Below are 20,069 nucleotides of genomic sequence, written 5' to 3'. Positions count from 1 at the left end.
TTGTATGTAGGTCGCGGCGTGTCGCGCGCAGACACGGCCGCTCGCGGGTGGTGAGAAAAACCCGGGTTAGGGCAGGGCCGCGGCGACGGCGTTGACCAGCTCCGGCGCCGCCGAGGTCGGCATGCTGGTGAACGTGCCGCCGGTGAGCTGCGCGACGGCCTGCCACGTCGAACCGTCCGAGTCGGACCCGATGTCGATGACGTTGACCGCCAGCGGCCGGGCCGGATCGAACGCCGACTTGATGTAGTCCTGCAGGCCCTGGCCGTCCAGCGACTGGTCGGTGTGCGGGCCCGAGGTGATCAGCAGGATCGAATTCGCCTGGCCGTCGACATATTTCGACATCGCATCGCCGTAGAGCATGCGCAGCGTCGTGAACGAGACGTGCCCGCCACCCGACGAGCTCTGGCTGTTCAGGTTCGAGATCAGCTGCGTCGAATGCGCCTGCTCGCTCAGCGGCGCCACCGGAATCTCGCTGCGCCCCGAGACGCCGTCGAACGTCCACAGACCCACCGAGCTGTTCGGCGACATCGCCTTGAGCCGGTCCATCAGCGCGGTGGTCACGTTGCCCAGGCGGGTCTTGGCGCCATCGCTGGTCGGCATCGATTGGTCCAGCATGATCGTCACGGCGCCGCTCTTCGAGGTGCCGCCGACGGCGTTCGCCAGCGTGGCGCGCGTGCCCGTGTCGCCGACGGCGAGGGCGTCGGGCAGGGAGCCGAGGTTCACCACGTCGTTCTTCGGGGGATTGCCGCCGCTGACGCGGAAGCCGGCCTTGGACAGCTCGGCGAGCTGTTCGGGCTTGCGCAGGAAGCGCTCGAACTCGCTGGCCGCGGTGACCTCCTCGTGCGACAGGCCCTCGCCGCCGAGCAGCACGGCGGGGTAGTCGGCGACCGCCGGTGCGCCGGGCGGCAGCCAGGCCGCCAGCTTGCCCTTGGCGTTGTCGGTGTGTTGCGACCGCTGGTAGAGCTGCTGTTCGGTGGTGACGACGGCGTGCACCGGCGCCGTGGCCGGGTCGCTCGCGGAGATGAGGGCATCCAGCGCCGTCGAGGCCTTGGGGTCCGCGAGTTTCGGCTGTGCGGCCGTCAACCGGTGCACGGCACCGGCGCCGGCGTTGACCGGGCCGCCGTTGGCCGCGGCCGAGGCGACGGCTTCAGCCGCCAGGTATGCCGCGTCACTGTTGTCGACGGTCGGCACGGCCAGCCGCAGCGAACCCCAGCCCGGCAGGCTCAAGCCGTCCAGCGCCGTCGGGTTCGTCTGCAGTGCCGGCAAGGTGCCCCAATTCTGTTGGGCCAGAGCGTCTTTGAGCTGTGGCCTGACAGCCAGCAGCACGGGCGAGGTCGCCAGCGACTTGGCTTCACCGCTGACAGCCTGCTCGCCGGCGCCGGCCACCAGCCGGGCCGCCGACACCGAGCTCGCCGGCACCCACAGTGCGGGCCGCGGACCCAGGTTCGACGGCCACTTGTTCACCACCCCGTCGACGACGGTGGTCGGGTCGGTCGCCTTGACCTCGACCTTGACGCACTTGTCGCCGATGGGCGCGGCGGTCTGGCTGTACTTGCCGGCCAGCGAGTTGAGCGCATCGGAGATCGACGGGTCGGCCAGCACGGGCACGCTGACCGAGCCGGACACGCACCGCGCCGAGGCCTCGCGGCTGCGGTCGGACAGCACGCTGCCGAAGAACCGCCACAGGATCACCGCGGCGACGACGACCACGACGGTCACGAGCGCGGCGATGACCCCGACGCTGACGCCGCGGCGCTTGGTCTGAATGGCCCGGTGGCTGCCGGTCCATTCGCCGCCCTCCCAGTCGCCGCCGTGCGACCGGACCGAGGCCCGGCGCGGGACGGACGGGAACGCCTGGGTGACGCTGTCGGCGCCGGTGAGGTCGGGCTGGTCCGAATAGTCGGGCTCGCCGTAGTCGGGTTCGTCGGTCTCGTACCGGTCGCCGTTGTCGGACGGCGGCGCGGCGGGGGGTGGGGTGGCAGCACGCGGGTTCTCGGCAGCAGGCATCCCGTGCATCTCGGCCCAGTCGTCGGGCACCCGGAATCCCAGCACGCCGGTCGCGGTGTCGTCGGCTTCCGGGATGTCGGGCGACAGCGCGTCGTAGTCGGAGACCGCGTCGTCGCGTGATTCGTCGGCGTTCGATTCGTCGTCGTCGGGAGCTCTGTGCCTACCCATTGGTGTCTGCTCCTGGTGTCGGCGTGCAATCGGCGGACCCGTGTCGAGTGACGCGGGCCCGCCGAATTTTAATCAACGATGATGGGGGAGTTGACCGTTCACGAACCGGCGTGTGCGGCCTTGAACTCCCGCCGGCGCCGATGCAGGATCGGCTCGGTGTAACCGTTGGGCTGGCTGCAACCCTCGAGGATCAGCTCCTGCGCGGCCTGGAAGGCGATGCTGCCCTCCGGATCCGGGGCCATCGGCAGGTACGCGGGATCACCGGCGTTCTGCTCGTCGACCACCGCGGCCATCCGGCGCAGGCTCGCCTTCACGTCGTCCTCGGTGATGACGCCGTGCCGCAGCCAGTTGGCCAGCAGCTGGCTGGAGATGCGCAGCGTGGCGCGGTCCTCCATGAGGGCGATGTTGTGGATGTCCGGCACCTTCGAGCAGCCGACGCCCTGGTCGATCCAGCGCACCACGTAGCCGAGGATCGACTGGCAGTTGTTGTCGACCTCTTCGTGGATCTCCTCGGGCGCCCAGGCCAGTTCCTTGGCCAGCGGGATGGTCAGCAGTTCGGCGCGGGTGGTGCGCTTCTTGCCGGCCAGCTCCTTCTGGACCTCGGACACGTCGACCTGGTGGTAGTGCATGGCGTGCAGCGTCGCGCCGGTGGGCGAGGGCACCCACGCGGTGGTGGCGCCGGCCTTGGGCTGACCGATCTTCTGCTCGACCATGTCGGCCATCAGGTCGGTCATGGCCCACATGCCCTTGCCGATCTGGGCGCGGCCGGCCAGGCCGCACGCCAGGCCGGTGTCGACGTTGGCGTCCTCGTAGGCCTTGATCCAGGTCTGGGTCTTCATGGCGCCCTTGCGCACCATCGGACCGGCCTCCATCGAGGTGTGGATCTCGTCGCCGGTGCGGTCCAGGAAGCCGGTGTTGATGAACACCACGCGGTCGGCGGCAGCCTTGATACAGGCCTTGAGGTTGACCGTCGTCCGGCGCTCCTCGTCCATGATGCCGACCTTGAGGGTGGCCTCGGGCAGGCCGAGGACGTCCTCGACGCGGCTGAACAGCTCGCAGGTGAAGCCGACCTCGTCGGGCCCGTGCATCTTGGGCTTCACGATGTAGACCGAGCCGGTGCGGCTGTTGGTCAGCTCGCCGTTCTCCTCGGTGGACTTCAGGCCGTGCATGGCGATCAGGCCGGTGAACAGCGCATCCTGGATGCCCTCGGGAATCTCGTTGCCCTCGGCGTCGATGATGGCGTCGTTGGTCATCAGGTGGCCGACGTTGCGGACGAACAGCAGGCTGCGGCCCGGCAGGGTCAGTTCACCCTCGCCGTCCGGCGTGGTGAACACGCGGTCGGGGTTGAGCACGCGGGTGAAGGTCTTGCCGCCCTTGCTGACCTCTTCGGACAGGTCGCCCTTGTTCAGGCCCAGCCAGTTGCGGTAACCGAGCACCTTGTCGTCGGCGTCGACGGCCGCGACCGAGTCCTCGAAGTCCATGATCGTGGTGACCGCGGACTCCAGCACGACGTCCTTGATGCCGGCCTTGTCGGTCGAGCCGACCGGCGAGGTGGGGTCGACCAGGATCTCGATGTGCAGTCCGTGGTGCTTGAGCAGCACCGACCACGAGGCATCCCCGAGCTGGCCGGTGTAGCCGACGAACTCTTCGGGGTTCGCCAGGCCGCTCGACAGTTCGTCGCCCAGTTCGGCCTGCAGCTGGTGCTCGTCGTCGATCTTCAGACCGGTGACGTCGGCCCACGAGCCGGCCGCCAGCGGGACGGCCTGGTCCAGGAAGTTGCGGGCGTAGGCGATCACCTTGTCGCCGCGCACCTTGTTGTAGCCACCCTTGCCGGCCTCGGCGCCGCCCTCGTCGGAGATGACGTCGGTGCCATACAGCGCGTCGTACAGCGAACCCCAGCGGGCGTTGGCGGCGTTGAGCGCGAACCGGGCGTTCAGGATCGGCACCACCAGCTGCGGTCCCGCGGTGCTGGTGATCTCCGGGTCGACGCCCGAGGTCGTGATGCTGAAGTCGGCCGGTTCCGGCTGCAGGTAGCCGATCTCGGACAGGAACTCCTGGTAGGAGGTCTTGAACTCGTCGGTGTCGACGGGGTCGATGACGCGGGCGCGGTGCCACTTGTCGATCTGCGCCTGGAGGTCGTCACGGCGGGCCAGCAGGTCCTGGTTCTGCGGGGTCAGGTCGGTGACAACCTTGTCGACCCCCGCCCAGAAGCTGTCCGGATCGACCCCGGTGCCGGGCAGAGCCTCGTTGGTGATGAAGTCGTGCAGTACGCGGGCCACCCGCAGATTTCCCACCGTCACACGATCAGTCATTTTCTTCTTCCTCCTAAGCAGCCCACACGGCGACCATCCACTTTACCCGTGGGTAACCGCAGCTCACCGGTGCGTCGGCCAATGAGAACCGGGTCACACCGTTATTGCGGTGTCGAGCCGGGCAAACCGATGGCCGGGACGCCGGGCGTGTGCAGGCGTCCGGCCAGCCACGGCAGGGCCGCGGTGAACACCTCTGCGGCGCTGGGGAACGTGTGGTCACCGCCGTGCGGGACGACCGAGCACTCGATGCCGGCGGCGCTGACTAACGCACACATGTAGGTCGCGACGGCGGTGTGGCTCTCCGGATTGTCCGGCGGTTGCACGTTCGTCGGCGTGCCGGCCTGTGCCGGCTGGTACACCACCGGCCCGTTCTCCGACACCGCGAACCAGCCGGCGACGCCGGTGTACGGGCCGTGCTTCCGCACCACGGTCGCGGGATCGAAATGGGCGAACGCCGCCGCGTCACCGCCGAAGAGCCGCGCGATGGTCTGGGGTTCGGAACCGGCGTTGGGGCCGACCTGGCCGTCCATGTCGACGAACGTCTGGAACAGCTCGGGGTGCATGACGGTCGTCATCACCGCGCACGTGCCGCCGGCCGACCAGCCGACGATGCCCCACCGCGACGGGTCGGCACTCGCCGAGAACGTCGACGTGACAAATGGCACAACATCTTTGGTGAGGTGATCGGCGGCCATACCGCGCGGCCCGTTGACGCATTCGGTGTCGTTGGAGAACTGCCCGCTGGTGTCGACGAACACCAGGATGGGGGCGTTGCCGCCGTGGGCGGCCGCGAAATCGTCGGCGGTGCGCTGCGCGCCGCCGGCCGTCGGCCAGTCGGCGGGCCAGCCGAACTCGCCGCCCACCATCACGACCGCCGGTAGCTGTGGGGCGTCGTGCGCGAACCACGCGGGCGGCAGGTAGACGAGCTCCGGACGGGCGCGGAAGCCCGACGCCGTCGTCGGAATCTGCACCGAGACGAGGACGCCGCGGTCCGGGCGCTCGCCGGAGCGGCGCATGGTCAGCGCGGTCTCGAGATCGATCTCGCCGCGCAGCTCGGCGCCGGTGGCGCGCTGCCACAGGGCCTCGACGGTCGGCAGGTAGCCGGTCCAGGTGTTGACCGCCAGACCCGCGCAGACCGCGCACAGCGGCACCACGGCGACGGCCACCGCCCGCCGCCACCAGTGCAGGCCGGGCCAGCCCGCGATGGCCACGACGAGCGCCACCCCGGTCAGCACGATCCACACCCACAGGGACGTCGGGGCCGGCCCGCCCGCCAGGCCCTGATCGGAGATGAACCAGCTGCACGCCAGGGCCAGGACGACGCCGGTCCCGATGGCCACCGGCAGCCACAGCCGCAGCCAGCGCGGCGACCGTCGCCCGACGGCGACGACCAGTGCCAGCACCGTCACCACTTGGATCAGGGTCGGGAGCCAGCCGTCGAGCAGGCCGATGTTCATTCGGCATCCCCGGGGTCCGCCGGCGGCGGGGCCGCGGGCTGCTGGTGGTGCGGCGCCTCGGTCTCGGCCGCGGTCTGTTCGGCGGTCGGGGTCACCTCGTCGCCACCCGAGTCCGACTGGTCGCTGTCGGAGTCGTCCGAGTGCGAACTGGCCGTCGACGTCGGTGTGGTGGAGGTCGGGGTGGCGCCGGGACACGTGTTGGGTGCGGGCACCCCGTTGAACCGGTCGGTGATCCAGCCGAGGGCGTCGGCCTCGTCGGGTTGGACGTAGTCGATGACGTCGCCCATGGCGCAGGCCCGTTCGACGGCGGCGGCGGTCTGCTCGGGCGGCACCAGGCCGTCGGGCGGCCCGGGGGTGATCAGCATCGGCGCGGCGGCCGGCGCCTGCGGCAGCGTCGCCTTGCGCAGGTAACCGCGCAACGCGTCGGCGGCTGCCGGTGTGGTCGGGCCGAGGTCGTGCGGACCCAGCGAATCCAGCACGCCGGTGCGGTCGGCGACCGCCGGGCCGCGGCACGCCGACAACGTGTCCCAGTGGTCGCGGGCGGCGCCGCGGCGGTAGTCCTCGATGGGGAATCCGGGGTAGGCCTGCGGCATGACCGCGAGGTACTGCTGCAGCATCAGCTGCTGGTCGCGGTTCAGGTTCCCCTCGGCCGAGGCGTCGGCCAGCCACTCGAGCGCCGCGGTCGGGGCCAGCGCGACGGCGCCCTGTGGACGGAGCCCGCCGCCGTAGTCGGTGGCCAGCTCGGCGGCCGCCCACGCGGCCTGACCGCCCTGCCCGGTGCCCACGGCGACCCAATTGGTGGAGGCGGCGGAGACCAGCTTGCGCGTCGCCCGCGCCAGGTCGATCAGGTTGAAGCCCTCGGTCGTGGAGTCCAGGTACGGGTGATAGGTCTCGTCGAGCCCGATGCCCTGATAGTCGGTGATCGCCACGAGATAGCCGGCGCCGACCATGAGTCGCACGGTCGGGAGCAGACCCAGCAGGCTCGGCGACGACGACGGCGCGCAGTCGGACTTGATGCCGCTGCCCGGGTTGGCCAGGGCGATGATGCGCCAGCCGCCCTCGGGCGGGTTGCCCTTCGGCAGGAACACCGAGCCCGTCACCTTGGGATGGCTGTCGTTGATGCCCGAAGTCGAGACGTAGGTGATGCGCGCGGAGATCGCGGTCAGCCCGGCCAGTTCGGGGTCGACGGTCGTCAGCGGCTGCGCGGCGACGAGCGTGCCGGGGCCGGCGCCGCTGTAGTCGCCCGGCAACACCTGACCACTGCGCTGCGGGCTGCGGCCCGGCGCATCGTCGGAGCAGCCGGCGACGGTCAGCACGGCGGCGAGGGCAGCCGCCGCGATGCGCAGCGCCGTCCGGGCCGTCACAGCATGCCGCCGTCGGTGTCGTACGCGAGCAAGGCCCGGCACTCGGACAGCAGCGAGTCCCGCAGCGGCACAGCGAGATTGGCGATGTCCTGCTGGCGGCGCACATACTCGGCGCGGCCCGACGGGTCCTCGATGGCGATCGGCTCGATGCCGTAGTCGCTCAGGTCGTACGGGCTGGCCTGCATGTCGAGGACGCGTGCGTCCGCCGCGAGGTCAAGGCAATCCATCAACAGATTCGACTCCAGCAAAGGTCCGAGCTTGTAACTCCATTTGTACAAGTCCATATTTGCGTGCACGCACCCCGGCTGCTCGGTGGCCGCTTGGGCGTGTCGGGTGAGGGCTTCGCCGTTACGCGGTACGGCCGCCTCGGTGAAGAACCGGAAGGCGTCGAAATGCGTGCACCGCAGCGGCATCGACTCGACCACGGCATCGGTGTCCGACGCGCTCAGCCGCAGCGGCACCTGGGCGTGCCGCACCTCGGGCGCGCGGTACACCATGGCCCATTCGTGCAGGCCGAAACAGTTCAGCCGCGCCGGGCGGGCCGCCGTCGCAGCCAACAGGTCGGCGACGAAGGCGACGGTCTCGCGGCGGCCGGCGAGGTACTCGGGCGTCACCGTCACGGCGTCACCGCACCGGCCGTACCCGGCCCGGTCGGTGAACCGCAGCGCGCCGGGACCACTCAGCGCCCGGCCGTATCCCGGATGCCAGCGCCGTAGCTGGCGGGGCTTGAGGCTGTAGTACGTGAACAGGAAGTCCCACACCGGGTGCGGCTCGCCCGCCCGCATCCGCCGTTCATGCGGCGCCAGGAAGGCGTCGACGCGGTCCAGGTAGCGCTGTTCCCGCGCCGCCCAGTCGTCCTCGGCCAGGACCCGCGGCGGCGCGCACACCGTCTCAGACACGGTGGGTACCGTCACGCACCACGCCGACGAGGTCCTCGACCAGGTCTTCCAGCGCCACCATCGCGGTGACGTAGCCGTCGGTGGTCACCAGGGACAGGTGACTGTTGTTGCGGCGCAGCCACGACAGCGCGTCGGCGACCGGCAGCGTCGAGGCGACCATGGGCAGCGGGCGCACCATGGACCGGTCCAGGACCGCGTCGTTGTCGTCCATGCACGGCAGCACGTCCTTGATGTGCAGGTAGCCGAGGTAGGCGCTGTGCCCGTCGGTGACCGGGAACCGGGAGTAGCCCGTCTCGCGCAGCGCCTGGGCCACCGCGCCCACCGTGGGACCGGTCCCGGGCGCGGCGATCGGCACCGCGCGGATGTCCTGCAGCGGTATCGCGACGTCCTTGACCGTCCGGGTCCGGATGTCCAGCGCGCGCTTGAGGCGGACGTGTTCCTCGGCGTCGAGCAGCCCCTCCGACAGTGATTCGGTCAGCATCTCGGACAGTTCGACCGACGAGACCGTGACGTCCAGCTCGTCCTTGGGCTCGACGCCGAGCAGCCGCAGCGTGCTGTTGGCGCACCAGTTGTAGAAGATGACGAACGGCCGGGCGACGCTCATGTAGACCAGGTACGGCGGGATCAGCAGCATCGCGGCCTTCTCTGGCCCGGCGATGGCGATGTTCTTGGGCACCATCTCGCCCAGCAGCACGTGCACCGTCACCACGATCGCCAGGGAGACGCCGAAGGACACGGTGTGCAGCACCGTATCGGGCACGCCGACCGCGTCGAAGGGCTCCTCGAGCAGGTGCGCGACGGCCGGTTCGCCGACGCGGCCCAGCAGGATCGAGCAGATCGTGATGCCGAGCTGGGCACCGGCGAGCATCATCGACAGCCGCTCACCGGCCCGCAGCACGGTGACGGCGCTGCGCTTGCCCTGTTCGGCCAGTGCCTGCAGCCGGTCGCGCCGCGCCGAGATGAGCGCGAACTCAGACCCGACGAAGAACGCGTTGGCGCCCAGCAGCACCATGGTCAGCAGGATGCCGAGGACGTCATTCATGGTCGGCTCCCGACTCGGTCGGGTCCAGCTGGGTGAGCTCCAGCTGGTCGATGCGCCGGCCGTCCATCCGGATCACCGTGGCCTTCCAGCGCACGGGGTCCAGTTCGGGATTGTCCGGGTCGAATTCGGTCAGGACGACGGTGTCGCCGACGTCCGGGATGTGGCCGAGCTCCTTGAGCACCAGGCCACCGATGGTCTCGTAATCGCCTTCGGGCGCGCGGAACGGGGTCTCGGTGTCCACCTCGTCGATGCGCATCAGACCCGACACCAGCCAGCCGTCGCGCACCTCGACGACGTCGGGGGTGGCGTCGTCGTGTTCGTCGCGGACGTCGCCGACGATCTCCTCGATGAGGTCCTCGACGGTGACCATGCCGGCGGTGCCGCCGTATTCGTCGACCACGAGGGCGGTCTGGACGCCGTTGGCCCGGATCTGGGTCATCACCGCGTCACCGTCGAGGGTCGACGGCACCGTCGGGACGGGCCGCGCCAGCTGCGCCAGCCGGGTGCCGGCGCGCAGCTCGACGGGTATCGCGAAGACCTGTTTGACGTGCACGATGCCGACGGTCTCGTCGAGGTCGCCGGCGACGATGGGGAAGCGCGAGAACCCGGTGCGGATGGCCGTCTCGATGAGGTCGGCGACGGTGTCGGTGACCTCCAGCGACTCGATCATGGACCGCGGCGTCATCAGTTCCTCGGCGGTGCGGCCGCCGAATTGCAGTGAGCGGTCGATCAATTCGGCCGTCTGCGGGTCCAGCGAGCCGCTCTCGGCGGAGTTGCGCACCAGCGCCAGCAGCTCCTGCGCGGACCGCGCCGAGCGGAGCTCGTCGGCGGGCTCGACCCCGAGCCGGCGCAGCACCCAGTTGGCGGTGCCGTTGGTCAGCTTGATGGCGGGGGAGAACAACAGGGAGAAGAACCACTGCCACGGCACGGTGGCGCGCGCGGTGGGCACCGGCCGGGCGACGGCGAGGTTCTTGGGCACCAGCTCGCCGAACACCATCGACACCGACGTGGCGATCAGCAGCGCCAGCGTCAGGGCCACCGGGTCGGTGAACCGCTCGGGCAGGCCGACGGCGTGCAGCGGGCCGTGCAGCAGCCGCGCCACGACGGGCTCGGCGAGGTAACCGGTGATCAGCGTGGTGATCGAGATGCCGATCTGGGCGCCCGACAGCTGGAAGGACAGGTTGCGGTGCGCGGTGCGGATGATGCGGTCGCGGCGGCCCCCGTCACGGGCGTTGGCCTCGACGGTGCTGCGTTCCAGCGCCGTCAGGGAGAACTCGGCCGCCACGAAGACTGCCGTCCCGAGGGTGAGCAGGATGAACGCGGCCAGGCTCGCGATGGTCAGCGCGGTGGTCACCGTGCACCACCGCTCGGGGCGCCGGGCTGACGGCCCGGCCGGCTACTGGGAGGTTCGGAGTCGATGGACTCGGCGCTCGACTCGGGGAGCGCGTGATCGGCCTGGCACGCTCCCGCCTGGCTCGGGACGGTCGACGCCCCAACAGGTGCCTGCGGCACGTGCTCCCTTTCGCTGAATCGATATCGACAGCCGTCCGACGCCTGCTGCGTGCGGCGGCCGTACGGCAATGGTAGCTGGTCGGCCCTTGCGGACCTGCTCACCAACCCGTCGGCAGCGGGTGTCCTTCGGCGAATCCGGCGGCCGACTGCACCCCGAGCACCACCTTCTCGTGCAGCTCGGCGAGGTTTGCCGCGCCGACGTACGTGCAGGTGCTGCGGACGCCGGACGTGATGTGGTCGAGCAGGTCCTCGACGCCGCCGCGCACCGGGTCCAGCGCCATCTTCGACGACGAGATGCCTTCCTCGAACAGGGCCTTGCGGGCCCTGTCGAACGCGCCATCGCTGGCCGTGCGGGCCGCGACCGCGCGCTTGGAGGCCATGCCGAAGCTCTCCTTGTAGACGCGGCCCTCGCGGTCCATCAGCAGGTCGCCCGGTGACTCGTACGTGCCGGCGAACCACGACCCGATCATCACGTTCGAGGCGCCCGCCGCCAGGGCCAGTGCCACGTCGCGCGGGTGCCGGACGCCGCCGTCGGCCCAGACGTGGCCGCCGAGTTCCTTTGCCGCCGCGGCACATTCGACGACCGCGGAGAACTGCGGGCGGCCCACCCCGGTCATCATCCGCGTGGTGCACATGGCGCCCGGGCCGACGCCCACCTTGACGATGGACGCGCCCGCGTTGATCAGGTCGCGCGTGCCGGCGCCCGACACCACGTTGCCGGCGGCCAGCGGCAGCCCGAGGTCGAGCGCGGCCACGGCGGACAGCGCGTCGAGCATCTTGGACTGGTGCCCGTGCGCGGTGTCGACCACCAGGACGTCGACACCGGCCTCGGCCAGGGCCCGGGCCTTGGCGGCGACGTCACCGTTGATGCCGACGGCGGCCGCGATGCGGAGCCGGCCCTGCGCGTCGACGGCGGGGGTGTAGATGCCGGCGCGGATGGCACCGGTGCGCGTCAGCACGCCGGCCAGCGAGCCGTCGGCATTGGTCAGGACTGCCACGCCGGTCGGGGAGTGCTCCAGCAGGTCGAACACCTTGCGCGGCTCGGTGCCCGCGGGCGCTGACACGAAGTCGGTGGTGGCCACGTCGCGGACGCGCGCGAAGCGGTCCACCCCGGCGCAGCCGGCCTCGGTGACCAGGCCCAGCGGGCGGCCGTCGTCGACGACGACCGCGGCGCCGTGCGCGCGCTTGTGGATCAGGGCCAGCGCGTCCGAGACCGAGTCGTCGGGCGCGAGCACGACCGGGGTGTCGACCACCAGGTCGCGGCTCTTGACGAAGTCGACGGTGCCCCGCACGGCATCGATGGGCAGGTCCTGCGGCAGCACCACGATGCCGCCGCGGCGGGCCACGGTCTCGGCCATGCGGCGGCCGGCGACAGCGGTCATGTTGGCGACGACGATCGGGATGGTGGTGCCCGTGCCGTCGGTGGTGGCCAGGTCGACGTCGAAGCGGGACGTCAGTTCGGAGCGCCCCGGTACCACGAAGACGTCGTTGTAGGTCAGGTCGTACGGGGGCCGGTGGCCAGCCGATTCATACTCGAGAAACTGCACACCGTCAGCCTAGTTGGCTCGCCCGACAATGCCGAGTGGACGCAGAACTGCCCCGCTGCCGGTGCAGAGGGGCAGTTCGCGTGACGGGAAACCTAGGCTTCGACCTCGGTGCGGTCGCCGCTCCACAGGGTGTGGAACTTCTTGCCCTCCGGGGCGTCGGTGCGGCCGTAGGTGTGGGCGCCGAAGAAGTCGCGCAGGCCCTGCGTCAGCGCGGCGGGCAGCCGTTCGGTGCGCAGCGCGTCGTAGTACGACAGCGACGACGCGAAGCCCGGGACCGGGATGCCCAGCTCGGTGGCGGTCACGACGACGCGGCGCCAGCTGTCGATGCCCGACTCGACCGCGCTGCGGAAGTACGGCGCGGCCAGCAGGGTGGCGAGTTCCGGTTCGGCGTCGAACGCCTCCTTGATCCGGTTCAGGAACTTGGCGCGGATGATGCAGCCGCCGCGCCAGATGGTGGCCAGGTCGCCGGGCTTGACGTTCCAGCCGTATTCGGCGCTGCCGGCCTCGATCTGGTTGAAGCCCTGCGCGTACGCGACGATCTTGGAGGCGTACAGCGCCTGCCGCACGTCCTCGATGAATTTCGTGGCGTCGCTGGGCTTTTCGCCGAGGTGGCCCGAGGCCAGGCCGACCGTCGCGCGGCGCTGCGGCACCGAGCCCGACAGGGCGCGGGCGAAAACGGCTTCGGCGATACCGGTGATCGGGATGCCGAGGTCGAGCGCGGACTTGACGGTCCAGCGGCCGGTGCCCTTCTGCTCGGCCTCGTCGACGATGACGTCGACCAGCGGCTTGCCGGTCTTGGCGTCGACCTGCTTGAGCACCTCGGCGGTGATCTCGATGAGGTAGCTGTCCAGGTCGCCCTTGTTCCATTCGGCGAACACGTCGGCGATCTCGCCGGCTGCCATGCCGAGGCCGTCGCGCAGCAGCTGGTAGGCCTCACCGATGAGCTGCATGTCGGAGTACTCGATGCCGTTGTGCACCATCTTGACGAAGTGGCCGGCGCCGTCGGGCCCGATGTGCGTGCAGCACGGCACGCCGTCGACGTGCGCGGAGATCTCTTCGAGCAGCGGCCCGAGCGAGACGTACGACTCGGCGGGCCCGCCCGGCATGATCGACGGGCCGTTGAGCGCGCCCTCTTCGCCACCGGAGATGCCGGCACCGACGAAGTGCAAGCCGCGCTCGCGGATCGCCTTCTCGCGGCGGATGGTGTCGGTGTACAGCGCGTTGCCACCGTCGATGATGATGTCGCCGGGCTCCATGGCGTCGGCGAGTTCGTTGATCACGGCGTCCGTCGGATCGCCGGCCTTGACCATGATGATCACGCGGCGCGGCTTCTCCAGCGCGTCCAGGAACTCGGCGATGGTCTCGCTGCGGACGAACTTGCCCTCCGAGCCGTGCTCGGCCAGCAGCGCGTCGGTCTTGGCGACGGAGCGGTTGTGCAGCGCGACGGTGTAGCCGTGGCGGGCGAAGTTACGGGCGAGATTGGAGCCCATGACCGCCAGGCCGGTGACCCCGATCTGGGCGGTAGCGGTGGTTGATTCCGGGTTTCCCGACGAGCTCACGGCTGGCCCTTTCGTTGTTTGGTTGTGGCGCATAGCATTTCGGACCGGCCTGGGCCGGTGCGGCGTCATCCGCCACGGAAGGGAGATGCTGCCAGTCGCAAAGTCTACGAGAAGAACAACCGGTGCAATTCAGTGAGCCAGGGCACAGCCACCGCGACGGTCGGTACGACCAGGACGGAGGCGGCCGCCAGGTAGGCGCCCGCGGCGACCCAGGAGCTGTTGGGTTCGCCGGCCAGGCGCTGCACCCGCAGGACGGTCGTCGGCCCGCCCGCGGCGAGGGCGCCCTTGGGTGCCCGGCCCGACGCGCAGGCCACCAGGGCGCGGGCCAGTGGCGTGGGGCCGGTGGCGCGGACGGCGGCGTCGTCGGCGAGCAGTTCGATCAGGAACCGGACCGCGTCGAGGGCGCTGGCGCTCCGGACGAAGCGGGGGAAGGCGGCGTGCACGGCGATGAACATCTCGAGCACGAGGTCGTGCCGGGCGCGCAGGTGGGCGTGTTCGTGGCTGAGGATGGCGGCGATCTCACTGTCGTCGAGGTGCTTGAGCGCACCTTCGCTGAGGACGACGCGGCTGCGGACGCCGGGCAGACAGTAGGCGAGGGGCTGCTGGACATCGAGGATGCGCAGGCCGTGCCCGATGAGGTGACGGGCCTGGGGTGCGGGGGCGGTGTCCCGCGAACAGTCGAGCAGGTCGACGATCATCCGGTGGTGGGCACGTCGGCGCCGCGTCGCGATGGCGACCTGGACGAAGGCGATGGCCAGCCGGGCGCTGACGACGAGGGTCAGGGCGAAGACCGCGACATGGGTGATCCACAACGGCCAGCCCATGACGCTGATCTCGCTGGTCGCGGTGGTTGTGGGACGACCGTCCGGGCCAGGCGCGAAAAGCCTGCTGGCGACGGCGATACCGGCGCTGAAGGCGGAGAGCACGGCGGCGATGGCGACGGACTGCCACAGCACGATCGCGGCCCGGGGGGCCCGCTGTGGCCACGATGCGCGCGCCAGCAGGGCGGGTACCGGCCCGACCAGCAGTAGCGCGACGATGGTGAAGGCCAGGGCGGACACGCGCTTAGTGTCTCTCAGTCGGTGCCGGAATTGCCAGTCGCCGGTGGGATTCGGTGCTTGGCTTCCAGCTCATCGAGGGCGCGCCGGAGCGCATCGGCCTCGTCGACGCCGACGCGTTCGACGAAATGCACCAGCGCCGCGACGCGGCTGCCGGAGTCCGCGGCCTGGTCGAGGGCGTCGACCATCAGGCCCGCGACCAGCTCGTCGCGGCCGTGGGTCGGTGCGTAGCGGTGCGCGCGGTCGTCACGATGCTGGACGACCAGGTTCTTCTTCGCCAGGCGCTGCAGCACGGTCATGATCGTGGTGTAGGCCAGATCCCGGCGCGTCGCGAGTGCTTCATGCACCTGACGCACGGTTTGCGGCTCGCGGGAGGACCACAGGTGGTCCATCACCTCGCGCTCCAGCTCGCCCAGTCGCGTCAATTTCGCCATGTCCTATTTCACTCTTTCGGCAGTGTTCTCAGGGTACTACGCATTTACTACCGTGCGTCGTATCCATTTCGGATGTTCTCCCCAACGCCCCGGTGGCGCGTCGTGGTTCCCGGTCAGGGCTGTTTTTCTGCTGCTTGTGAGTCCCGTCACAGCGGTTTACATCTCGCGGGTCGTCACTATAGTAAGGCTAACCTAACTTAAGGATGTGTTCATGCCCTCCGCTGTGACTGACCCGCTGATCGCCACGATGGACATCCGCCGGATGCTGCCGCTGCACGAGTCGAGTCGTCGTCTGCGCGAGTTGTGTCCCAGTGATCCCCGGGTCTACGGCGTCGCGGTGATGGACGACATCTCCCGACGCCGATGGTGGCCGCTCGCCGAAGCGGTGACGGGCGACCGCATGCAGATGATGTTCGACACGGCGACCGGCGACACCGGCAGCGAGGCGGTGGCCGCCCAGCAGGTGGCCGCAATGCTGGCGCACGTCGTGGTCGGCCGGGTCGTGCCGCTGCTGGTGCTCGAGGGCCGTGCCTGGGATCCCGGCTTGGAGAACCTGTGGGTCCACGTCGACTCGGAGGGCGGCATCGACTGGGTCGGCGTCGCCGACCCGACATTGCGGGTGCTGCCCGGGGATCCGGTGTTCGGAGGGCTGGGAGTGCCGGCGACCCGCCGGATCGGGGAGGGTGTCGTCGCGTTCCCGGGTGAGGAAGCGCTCGCGACCTGGCTCGCCCATCGTTGCCACCGTGCGCTGAACCCGCTGTTCGCGAAGCTCTTCGACGTCAGCGGCGGCATCCTCGCGGTGTCGGCGATGTGGCACATCGTCGGTGCGTCCGTGGTCAGCACGGCGACCCAGGTGCCGCTGTTGGCCGGGGTGGGCGAGGCTGACGGTATGCGCCGTGCGCAGGCGGTGCTGGACACCCTTGTTGGGTTCGGTGCGCCGGTGCGCGGCCGCGACCGGATGCAACTGGCAAGGGCTTGCTAATTAGGCAAGCCTTGCCTACTATTCAGGAGTCGAAAGACCAACGGACCGCGCCGGAATCCTGAGGGCTGCAGTGATTCCCGGTCCATTCGAAGAGCAGGCCCCGCACCATCGGTGCGGGGCCTGCTCGCTTTGGTGGCGCGTGGGTGCCGAACTCGCCGCCACCGGCGCTCGTGTAGACAGCTATTCGTGACGACATCTGTGCCCGAGGGCCTCGGCAAGGGCTTCGACAGCGAAATCGGACTGACCTATCTCGAGGTCACCCCGGACGGCGGCCGCGCCCAGCTGACCATCACCGACAAGATCCTGCAGCCGTGGGGCATCGTGCACGGTGGCGTCTACTGCGCCATCGTCGAGGGTCTGGCGAGCGTGTCCGGCCACGTCTGGCTCGCCGAGCACGGCGGCGGCACCGTCGTCGGCGTCAACAACAACACCGACTTCCTCCGCGCGCTCAAGGCCGGCACCGTCACCGCCACCTCGACGCCGATCCACCGGGGCCGGCGGCAGCAGCTGTGGCTGGTCACCATCACCGACGAGGACGATCGTCCGGTGGCGCGGGGCCAGGTGCGGCTGCAGAACCTCGAGGGCTGAGCGCCCGCCTGCGGTGAGGGGCTGAAAACCACCGCCCGACATGCCATTCCCGGCGTGCCGTGGCAATATCGCCCCTTATGCGTTTGACGCCGCATGAGCAAGAACGCCTGCTGATTTCGTACGCCGCCGAACTGGCGCGCCGACGGCAGGCCCGAGGGCTGCGCCTCAATCATCCCGAGGCGGTCGCGGTGATCACCGATCACCTGATGGAAGGCGCCCGTGACGGGCGGACCGTCGCGGAGCTCATGGTCAGCGGCCGTGAGGTGCTCAGCCGCGACGACGTCATGGAGGGGGTCCCGGAGATGCTGTCCGACGTCCAGGTCGAGGCCACCTTCCCGGATGGCACCAAACTCGTCACCGTCCACTATCCGATCGCCTGAGGCCCGACGATGACCGAACGCGCGACCGTCGAGGGGGCGGGGCTGATTCCGGGCGAAATCCTTTACGGCGACGGCGATATCGCCATCAACGCCGGTGCCGAGCGGCTGACCCTCGACGTGGTCAACGCCGGTGACCGGCCGGTGCAGGTCGGCAGCCACGTGCATTTCCCGCAGGCCAATTCCGCGTTGGAGTTCGACCGCGCCGCCGCACACGGGTACCGGCTCGACGTGCCGGCGGGCACCGCGATCAGGTTCGAACCCGGGGTCGCGCAGCGGGTTGCCCTGGTCCCGTTGGGCGGAACCCGCGAGGTGTACGGGCTGTCGCTGAATCCGCCCGGAAAGCTGGATGGCTGATGAGCGCTGGCGCGAAGAACGGACGGCACGAATGAGTTCCCTTTCCCGCTCACGGTATGCGGCGCTCTTCGGGCCGACGACGGGCGACCGCATCCGTCTGGCGGACACCGATCTGCTGATCGAGATCACCGAGGACCTCAGCGGCGGCCCGGGCCTGTCGGGCGACGAGGCGGTCTTCGGCGGCGGCAAGGTGCTGCGTGAGTCGATGGGGCAGGCGCGTACGACCCGGGCCGACGGCGCGCCGGACACCGTGATCACCGGCGCGATCATCATCGACTACTGGGGAATCATCAAGGCCGACATCGGGATTCGGGACGGCCGCATCGTCGCCATCGGCAAGGCCGGCAACCCCGACATCATGTCCGGGGTGCACCCCGATCTCGTGGTGGGCCCGTCCACCGAGATCATCGCCGGCAACGGCCGCATCCTCACCGCCGGCGGCATCGACTGTCACGTGCACTTCATCTGTCCCCAGCTGCTGGAGGAGGCGATCGGCGGCGGCATCACCACCATGATCGGTGGCGGCACCGGACCGGCCGAGGGCAGCAAGGCCACCACTGTCACGCCCGGCGCCTGGCATCTCGGGCGCATGCTGCAGGCGCTCGACGGCTGGCCGATGAACATCCTGTTGCTGGGCAAGGGCAACACCATCAACCCCGACTCGATGTGGGAGCAGTTGCGCGGCGGCGCCGCCGGTTTCAAGTTGCACGAGGACTGGGGCACCACCCCGGCCACCATCGACGCGTGTCTGCGGGTGGCCGAGGAGGCCGACGTCCAGGTGGCCCTGCACTCCGACACGCTCAACGAGATGGGGTTCGTCGAGGACACGCTGGCGGCCATCGCCGGCCGGGCCATCCACGCGTACCACACCGAGGGCGCCGGCGGCGGTCATGCGCCCGACATCATCACGGTGGCCAGTCACCCGAACGTGATGCCCAGTTCGACCAACCCGACGCGCCCGCACACCGTCAACACCCTCGACGAACACCTCGACATGCTGATGGTGTGCCACCACCTCAACGCTGCCGTGCCGGAGGATTTGGCGTTCGCGGAGAGCCGGATTCGGCCGTCCACCATCGCCGCCGAGGACCTGCTGCACGACATCGGCGCCATCTCGATGATCGGCAGTGACAGCCAGGCCATGGGCCGCATCGGCGAGGTGGTGATGCGGACGTGGCAGACGGCGCACGTGATGAAGAAGCGCCGCGGTCCGCTCGAAGGCGACCCCGGCGGCGCGCGAGGCAACGACAACAACCGGGTCCGCCGCTACGTCGCGAAGTACACCATCTGCCCGGCGGTGACCCACGGTATCGACCACGAGCTGGGTTCGGTGGAGGTCGGCAAGCTTGCCGACCTGGTGCTGTGGGAGCCGGCGTTCTTCGGCGTCCGTCCGCACCTGGTGCTCAAGGGCGGCGCGATCGCCTGGGCCGCGATGGGGGACGCCAACGCCTCGATCCCGACGCCGCAGCCTGTCCTGCCGCGGCCGATGTTCGGCGCGCACCCGACGGTGGCGGCGGGCCTGGCGGTGCACTTCGTCTCGCCCACCGCGATCGAAGACGACCTCGCGGCCCGACTCGGCTTGCGGCGCAGGCTCGTTCCGGTCAAGAACGTCCGTGGCCGGGGCAAGGCAGACCTGCCGCTCAACGACGCCATGCCCGACATCCGCGTCGATCCCGACACCTTCACCGTCCGCATCGACGGCGAGGTCTGGCAGGAACAGCCCGCCGCCGAGCTGCCCATGGCGCAGAGATACTTCCTGTTCTGATGGATGGTGGTTTGGCCACCCTGCTGGCGCTGGCGGATTCGCGGTTGCCGACCGGCGGGCACGTGCACTCCGGTGGCGTCGAGGAGGCGGTCACCAGCGGACTGGTGACCGACGTGGTGACATTGCGGGCGTACCTGCGGCGGCGCATCCGGACCCAGGGGCTCGTCACCGCTTCGATCGCGGCGGCGGTCCACAGCGGGCTCGACCCGGTGGCCGCCGACCGCGAAACCGATGCGCGCACACCGGCTCCCGCCGCGCGGCAGGCCTCCCGGGCGCAGGGTCGTGGCCTGCTGCGGCTGGCGCGCCGGGTCTGGCCCGAAACGGACTGGGTCCCATTGGGCACCCGTCCGCACCTCGCGGTGGCCTCGGGTGTGGTGGGTCGCGTCAGCGGGCTCGACCCCGAACGGACATGCGCCACAGTCGTTTACACCACCATGACGGGTTCTGCGACAGCAGCGCAGCGCCTGCTCGCGCTCGACCCCGCCGACGTCGCCGCGCTGACCTTCGAGCTGTCGGGCCTGTGCGACGCCACCGCGGCCGAAGCGGCGAAAGGCATCGCGGACCTGTCCGATCCACTGCTCGACGTCCTGGCGCAACGACACGCCGGCCGCGACCGCCCCCTGTTCGCCTCCTGAACCGAA

17 protein-coding genes are annotated in these 20,069 nt (G+C 70.1%); 6 read left to right on the top strand and 11 right to left on the bottom strand.

Translation table 11 applies throughout. The features are described 5' to 3' along the window. Window positions 1-66: 66 nt before the first annotated feature. From ACJH6H_RS10880 to ACJH6H_RS10830, 11 genes are all read right to left on the bottom strand, one after another. The gene (locus ACJH6H_RS10880; RefSeq protein WP_212814389.1) at window positions 67-2,175 is read right to left on the bottom strand and encodes a substrate-binding domain-containing protein; all 2,109 of its coding nucleotides are present in this window, start codon (window positions 2,173-2,175) and stop codon (window positions 67-69) included. A gap of 98 nt (window positions 2,176-2,273) precedes the next feature. Then, window positions 2,274-4,487 carry a malate synthase G gene (locus tag ACJH6H_RS10875; protein ID WP_133427532.1) on the bottom strand — a complete coding sequence of 738 codons (2,214 nt, stop codon included), beginning with the start codon at window positions 4,485-4,487 and terminating at the stop codon, window positions 2,274-2,276. A 101-nt stretch (window positions 4,488-4,588) separates the two neighbouring features. Then, window positions 4,589-5,944: an alpha/beta hydrolase family protein gene (locus ACJH6H_RS10870; RefSeq protein WP_212814391.1), complete on the bottom strand. Its 1,356-nt coding sequence runs from the start codon at window positions 5,942-5,944 to the stop codon at window positions 4,589-4,591. Beyond that, window positions 5,941-7,308: a lipase family protein gene (locus tag ACJH6H_RS10865; protein WP_133427530.1), complete on the bottom strand. Its 1,368-nt coding sequence runs from the start codon at window positions 7,306-7,308 to the stop codon at window positions 5,941-5,943. Before ACJH6H_RS10865 ends, ACJH6H_RS10870 begins: the two co-directional genes overlap by 4 nt. Next, window positions 7,305-8,207 (bottom strand): 3-methyladenine DNA glycosylase, encoded by a 903-nt coding sequence (locus tag ACJH6H_RS10860; RefSeq protein WP_244872887.1) that lies wholly within the window; start codon window positions 8,205-8,207, stop codon window positions 7,305-7,307. Before ACJH6H_RS10860 ends, ACJH6H_RS10865 begins: the two co-directional genes overlap by 4 nt. Continuing rightward, complete coding sequence (locus ACJH6H_RS10855; RefSeq protein WP_212814396.1) at window positions 8,200-9,249, bottom strand: hemolysin family protein; 1,050 nt, start codon at window positions 9,247-9,249, stop codon at window positions 8,200-8,202. Before ACJH6H_RS10855 ends, ACJH6H_RS10860 begins: the two co-directional genes overlap by 8 nt. After that, on the bottom strand, window positions 9,242-10,603 hold the full coding sequence (locus ACJH6H_RS10850) for a hemolysin family protein (protein ID WP_212814399.1): 1,362 nt from the start codon (window positions 10,601-10,603) through the stop codon (window positions 9,242-9,244). Before ACJH6H_RS10850 ends, ACJH6H_RS10855 begins: the two co-directional genes overlap by 8 nt. A gap of 256 nt (window positions 10,604-10,859) precedes the next feature. Then, window positions 10,860-12,308 carry a GuaB1 family IMP dehydrogenase-related protein gene (locus ACJH6H_RS10845; RefSeq protein ID WP_212814401.1) on the bottom strand — a complete coding sequence of 483 codons (1,449 nt, stop codon included), beginning with the start codon at window positions 12,306-12,308 and terminating at the stop codon, window positions 10,860-10,862. A 92-nt stretch (window positions 12,309-12,400) separates the two neighbouring features. Further along, window positions 12,401-13,900, bottom strand: a complete 1,500-nt coding sequence (gene gndA / locus ACJH6H_RS10840; RefSeq protein WP_371824547.1) for an NADP-dependent phosphogluconate dehydrogenase — start codon at window positions 13,898-13,900, stop codon at window positions 12,401-12,403. Window positions 13,901-13,971: 71 nt separating this feature from the next. After that, the gene (locus ACJH6H_RS10835) at window positions 13,972-14,928 is read right to left on the bottom strand and encodes a M56 family metallopeptidase (RefSeq protein ID WP_212814405.1); all 957 of its coding nucleotides are present in this window, start codon (window positions 14,926-14,928) and stop codon (window positions 13,972-13,974) included. Between the two features lie 14 nt (window positions 14,929-14,942). Beyond that, the gene (locus ACJH6H_RS10830; protein ID WP_029104910.1) at window positions 14,943-15,359 is read right to left on the bottom strand and encodes a BlaI/MecI/CopY family transcriptional regulator; all 417 of its coding nucleotides are present in this window, start codon (window positions 15,357-15,359) and stop codon (window positions 14,943-14,945) included. Between the two features lie 211 nt (window positions 15,360-15,570). Here ACJH6H_RS10830 and ACJH6H_RS10825 point away from each other — a divergent pair, with 211 nt between their 5' ends. From ACJH6H_RS10825 to ACJH6H_RS10800, 6 genes are all read left to right on the top strand, one after another. Then, a complete protein-coding gene (locus ACJH6H_RS10825; protein ID WP_212814407.1) occupies window positions 15,571-16,341 on the top strand; it encodes an iron reductase in 771 nt (256 codons plus the stop codon). Window positions 16,342-16,527: 186 nt separating this feature from the next. Further along, window positions 16,528-16,929: a PaaI family thioesterase gene (locus ACJH6H_RS10820; protein WP_212814409.1), complete on the top strand. Its 402-nt coding sequence runs from the start codon at window positions 16,528-16,530 to the stop codon at window positions 16,927-16,929. Between the two features lie 77 nt (window positions 16,930-17,006). Beyond that, window positions 17,007-17,309, top strand: a complete 303-nt coding sequence (locus tag ACJH6H_RS10815; protein WP_212814411.1) for an urease subunit gamma — start codon at window positions 17,007-17,009, stop codon at window positions 17,307-17,309. A gap of 42 nt (window positions 17,310-17,351) precedes the next feature. Continuing rightward, complete coding sequence (locus ACJH6H_RS10810) at window positions 17,352-17,663, top strand: urease subunit beta (protein ID WP_212814790.1); 312 nt, start codon at window positions 17,352-17,354, stop codon at window positions 17,661-17,663. 31 nt (window positions 17,664-17,694) lie between these two features. Continuing rightward, window positions 17,695-19,428, top strand: a complete 1,734-nt coding sequence (locus ACJH6H_RS10805) for an urease subunit alpha (protein ID WP_020100177.1) — start codon at window positions 17,695-17,697, stop codon at window positions 19,426-19,428. Next, entirely contained in the window at window positions 19,428-20,063 is a 636-nt protein-coding gene (locus ACJH6H_RS10800; RefSeq protein WP_406774836.1) for an urease accessory protein UreF, read from the top strand. The genes ACJH6H_RS10805 and ACJH6H_RS10800 overlap by 1 nt, the downstream gene beginning before the upstream one ends. Window positions 20,064-20,069 lie beyond the last annotated feature (6 nt).

The organism is Mycobacterium sp. SMC-21 (assembly GCF_045310825.1).
In the GTDB taxonomy this organism is placed as follows: Bacteria; Actinomycetota; Actinomycetes; order Mycobacteriales; family Mycobacteriaceae; genus Mycobacterium.
The sequence above is the reverse complement of the archived record's forward strand: the minus strand, read 5'-3'. Positions and strand labels throughout refer to the sequence as shown.

Coding starts and splice junctions, on each gene's coding strand:
- ACJH6H_RS10880 (WP_212814389.1), bottom strand. CDS start 2,175: ATGGGTAGGCACAGAGCTCCCGACGACGACGAATCGAACGCCGACGAA.
- ACJH6H_RS10875 (WP_133427532.1), bottom strand. CDS start 4,487: ATGACTGATCGTGTGACGGTGGGAAATCTGCGGGTGGCCCGCGTACTG.
- ACJH6H_RS10870 (WP_212814391.1), bottom strand. CDS start 5,944: ATGAACATCGGCCTGCTCGACGGCTGGCTCCCGACCCTGATCCAAGTG.
- ACJH6H_RS10855 (WP_212814396.1), bottom strand. CDS start 9,249: ATGAATGACGTCCTCGGCATCCTGCTGACCATGGTGCTGCTGGGCGCC.
- gndA (WP_371824547.1), bottom strand. CDS start 13,900: ATGCGCCACAACCAAACAACGAAAGGGCCAGCCGTGAGCTCGTCGGGA.
- ACJH6H_RS10830 (WP_029104910.1), bottom strand. CDS start 15,359: ATGGCGAAATTGACGCGACTGGGCGAGCTGGAGCGCGAGGTGATGGAC.
- ACJH6H_RS10825 (WP_212814407.1), top strand. CDS start 15,571: ATGCCCTCCGCTGTGACTGACCCGCTGATCGCCACGATGGACATCCGC.
- ACJH6H_RS10815 (WP_212814411.1), top strand. CDS start 17,007: ATGCGTTTGACGCCGCATGAGCAAGAACGCCTGCTGATTTCGTACGCC.
- ACJH6H_RS10805 (WP_020100177.1), top strand. CDS start 17,695: ATGAGTTCCCTTTCCCGCTCACGGTATGCGGCGCTCTTCGGGCCGACG.
- ACJH6H_RS10800 (WP_406774836.1), top strand. CDS start 19,428: ATGGATGGTGGTTTGGCCACCCTGCTGGCGCTGGCGGATTCGCGGTTG.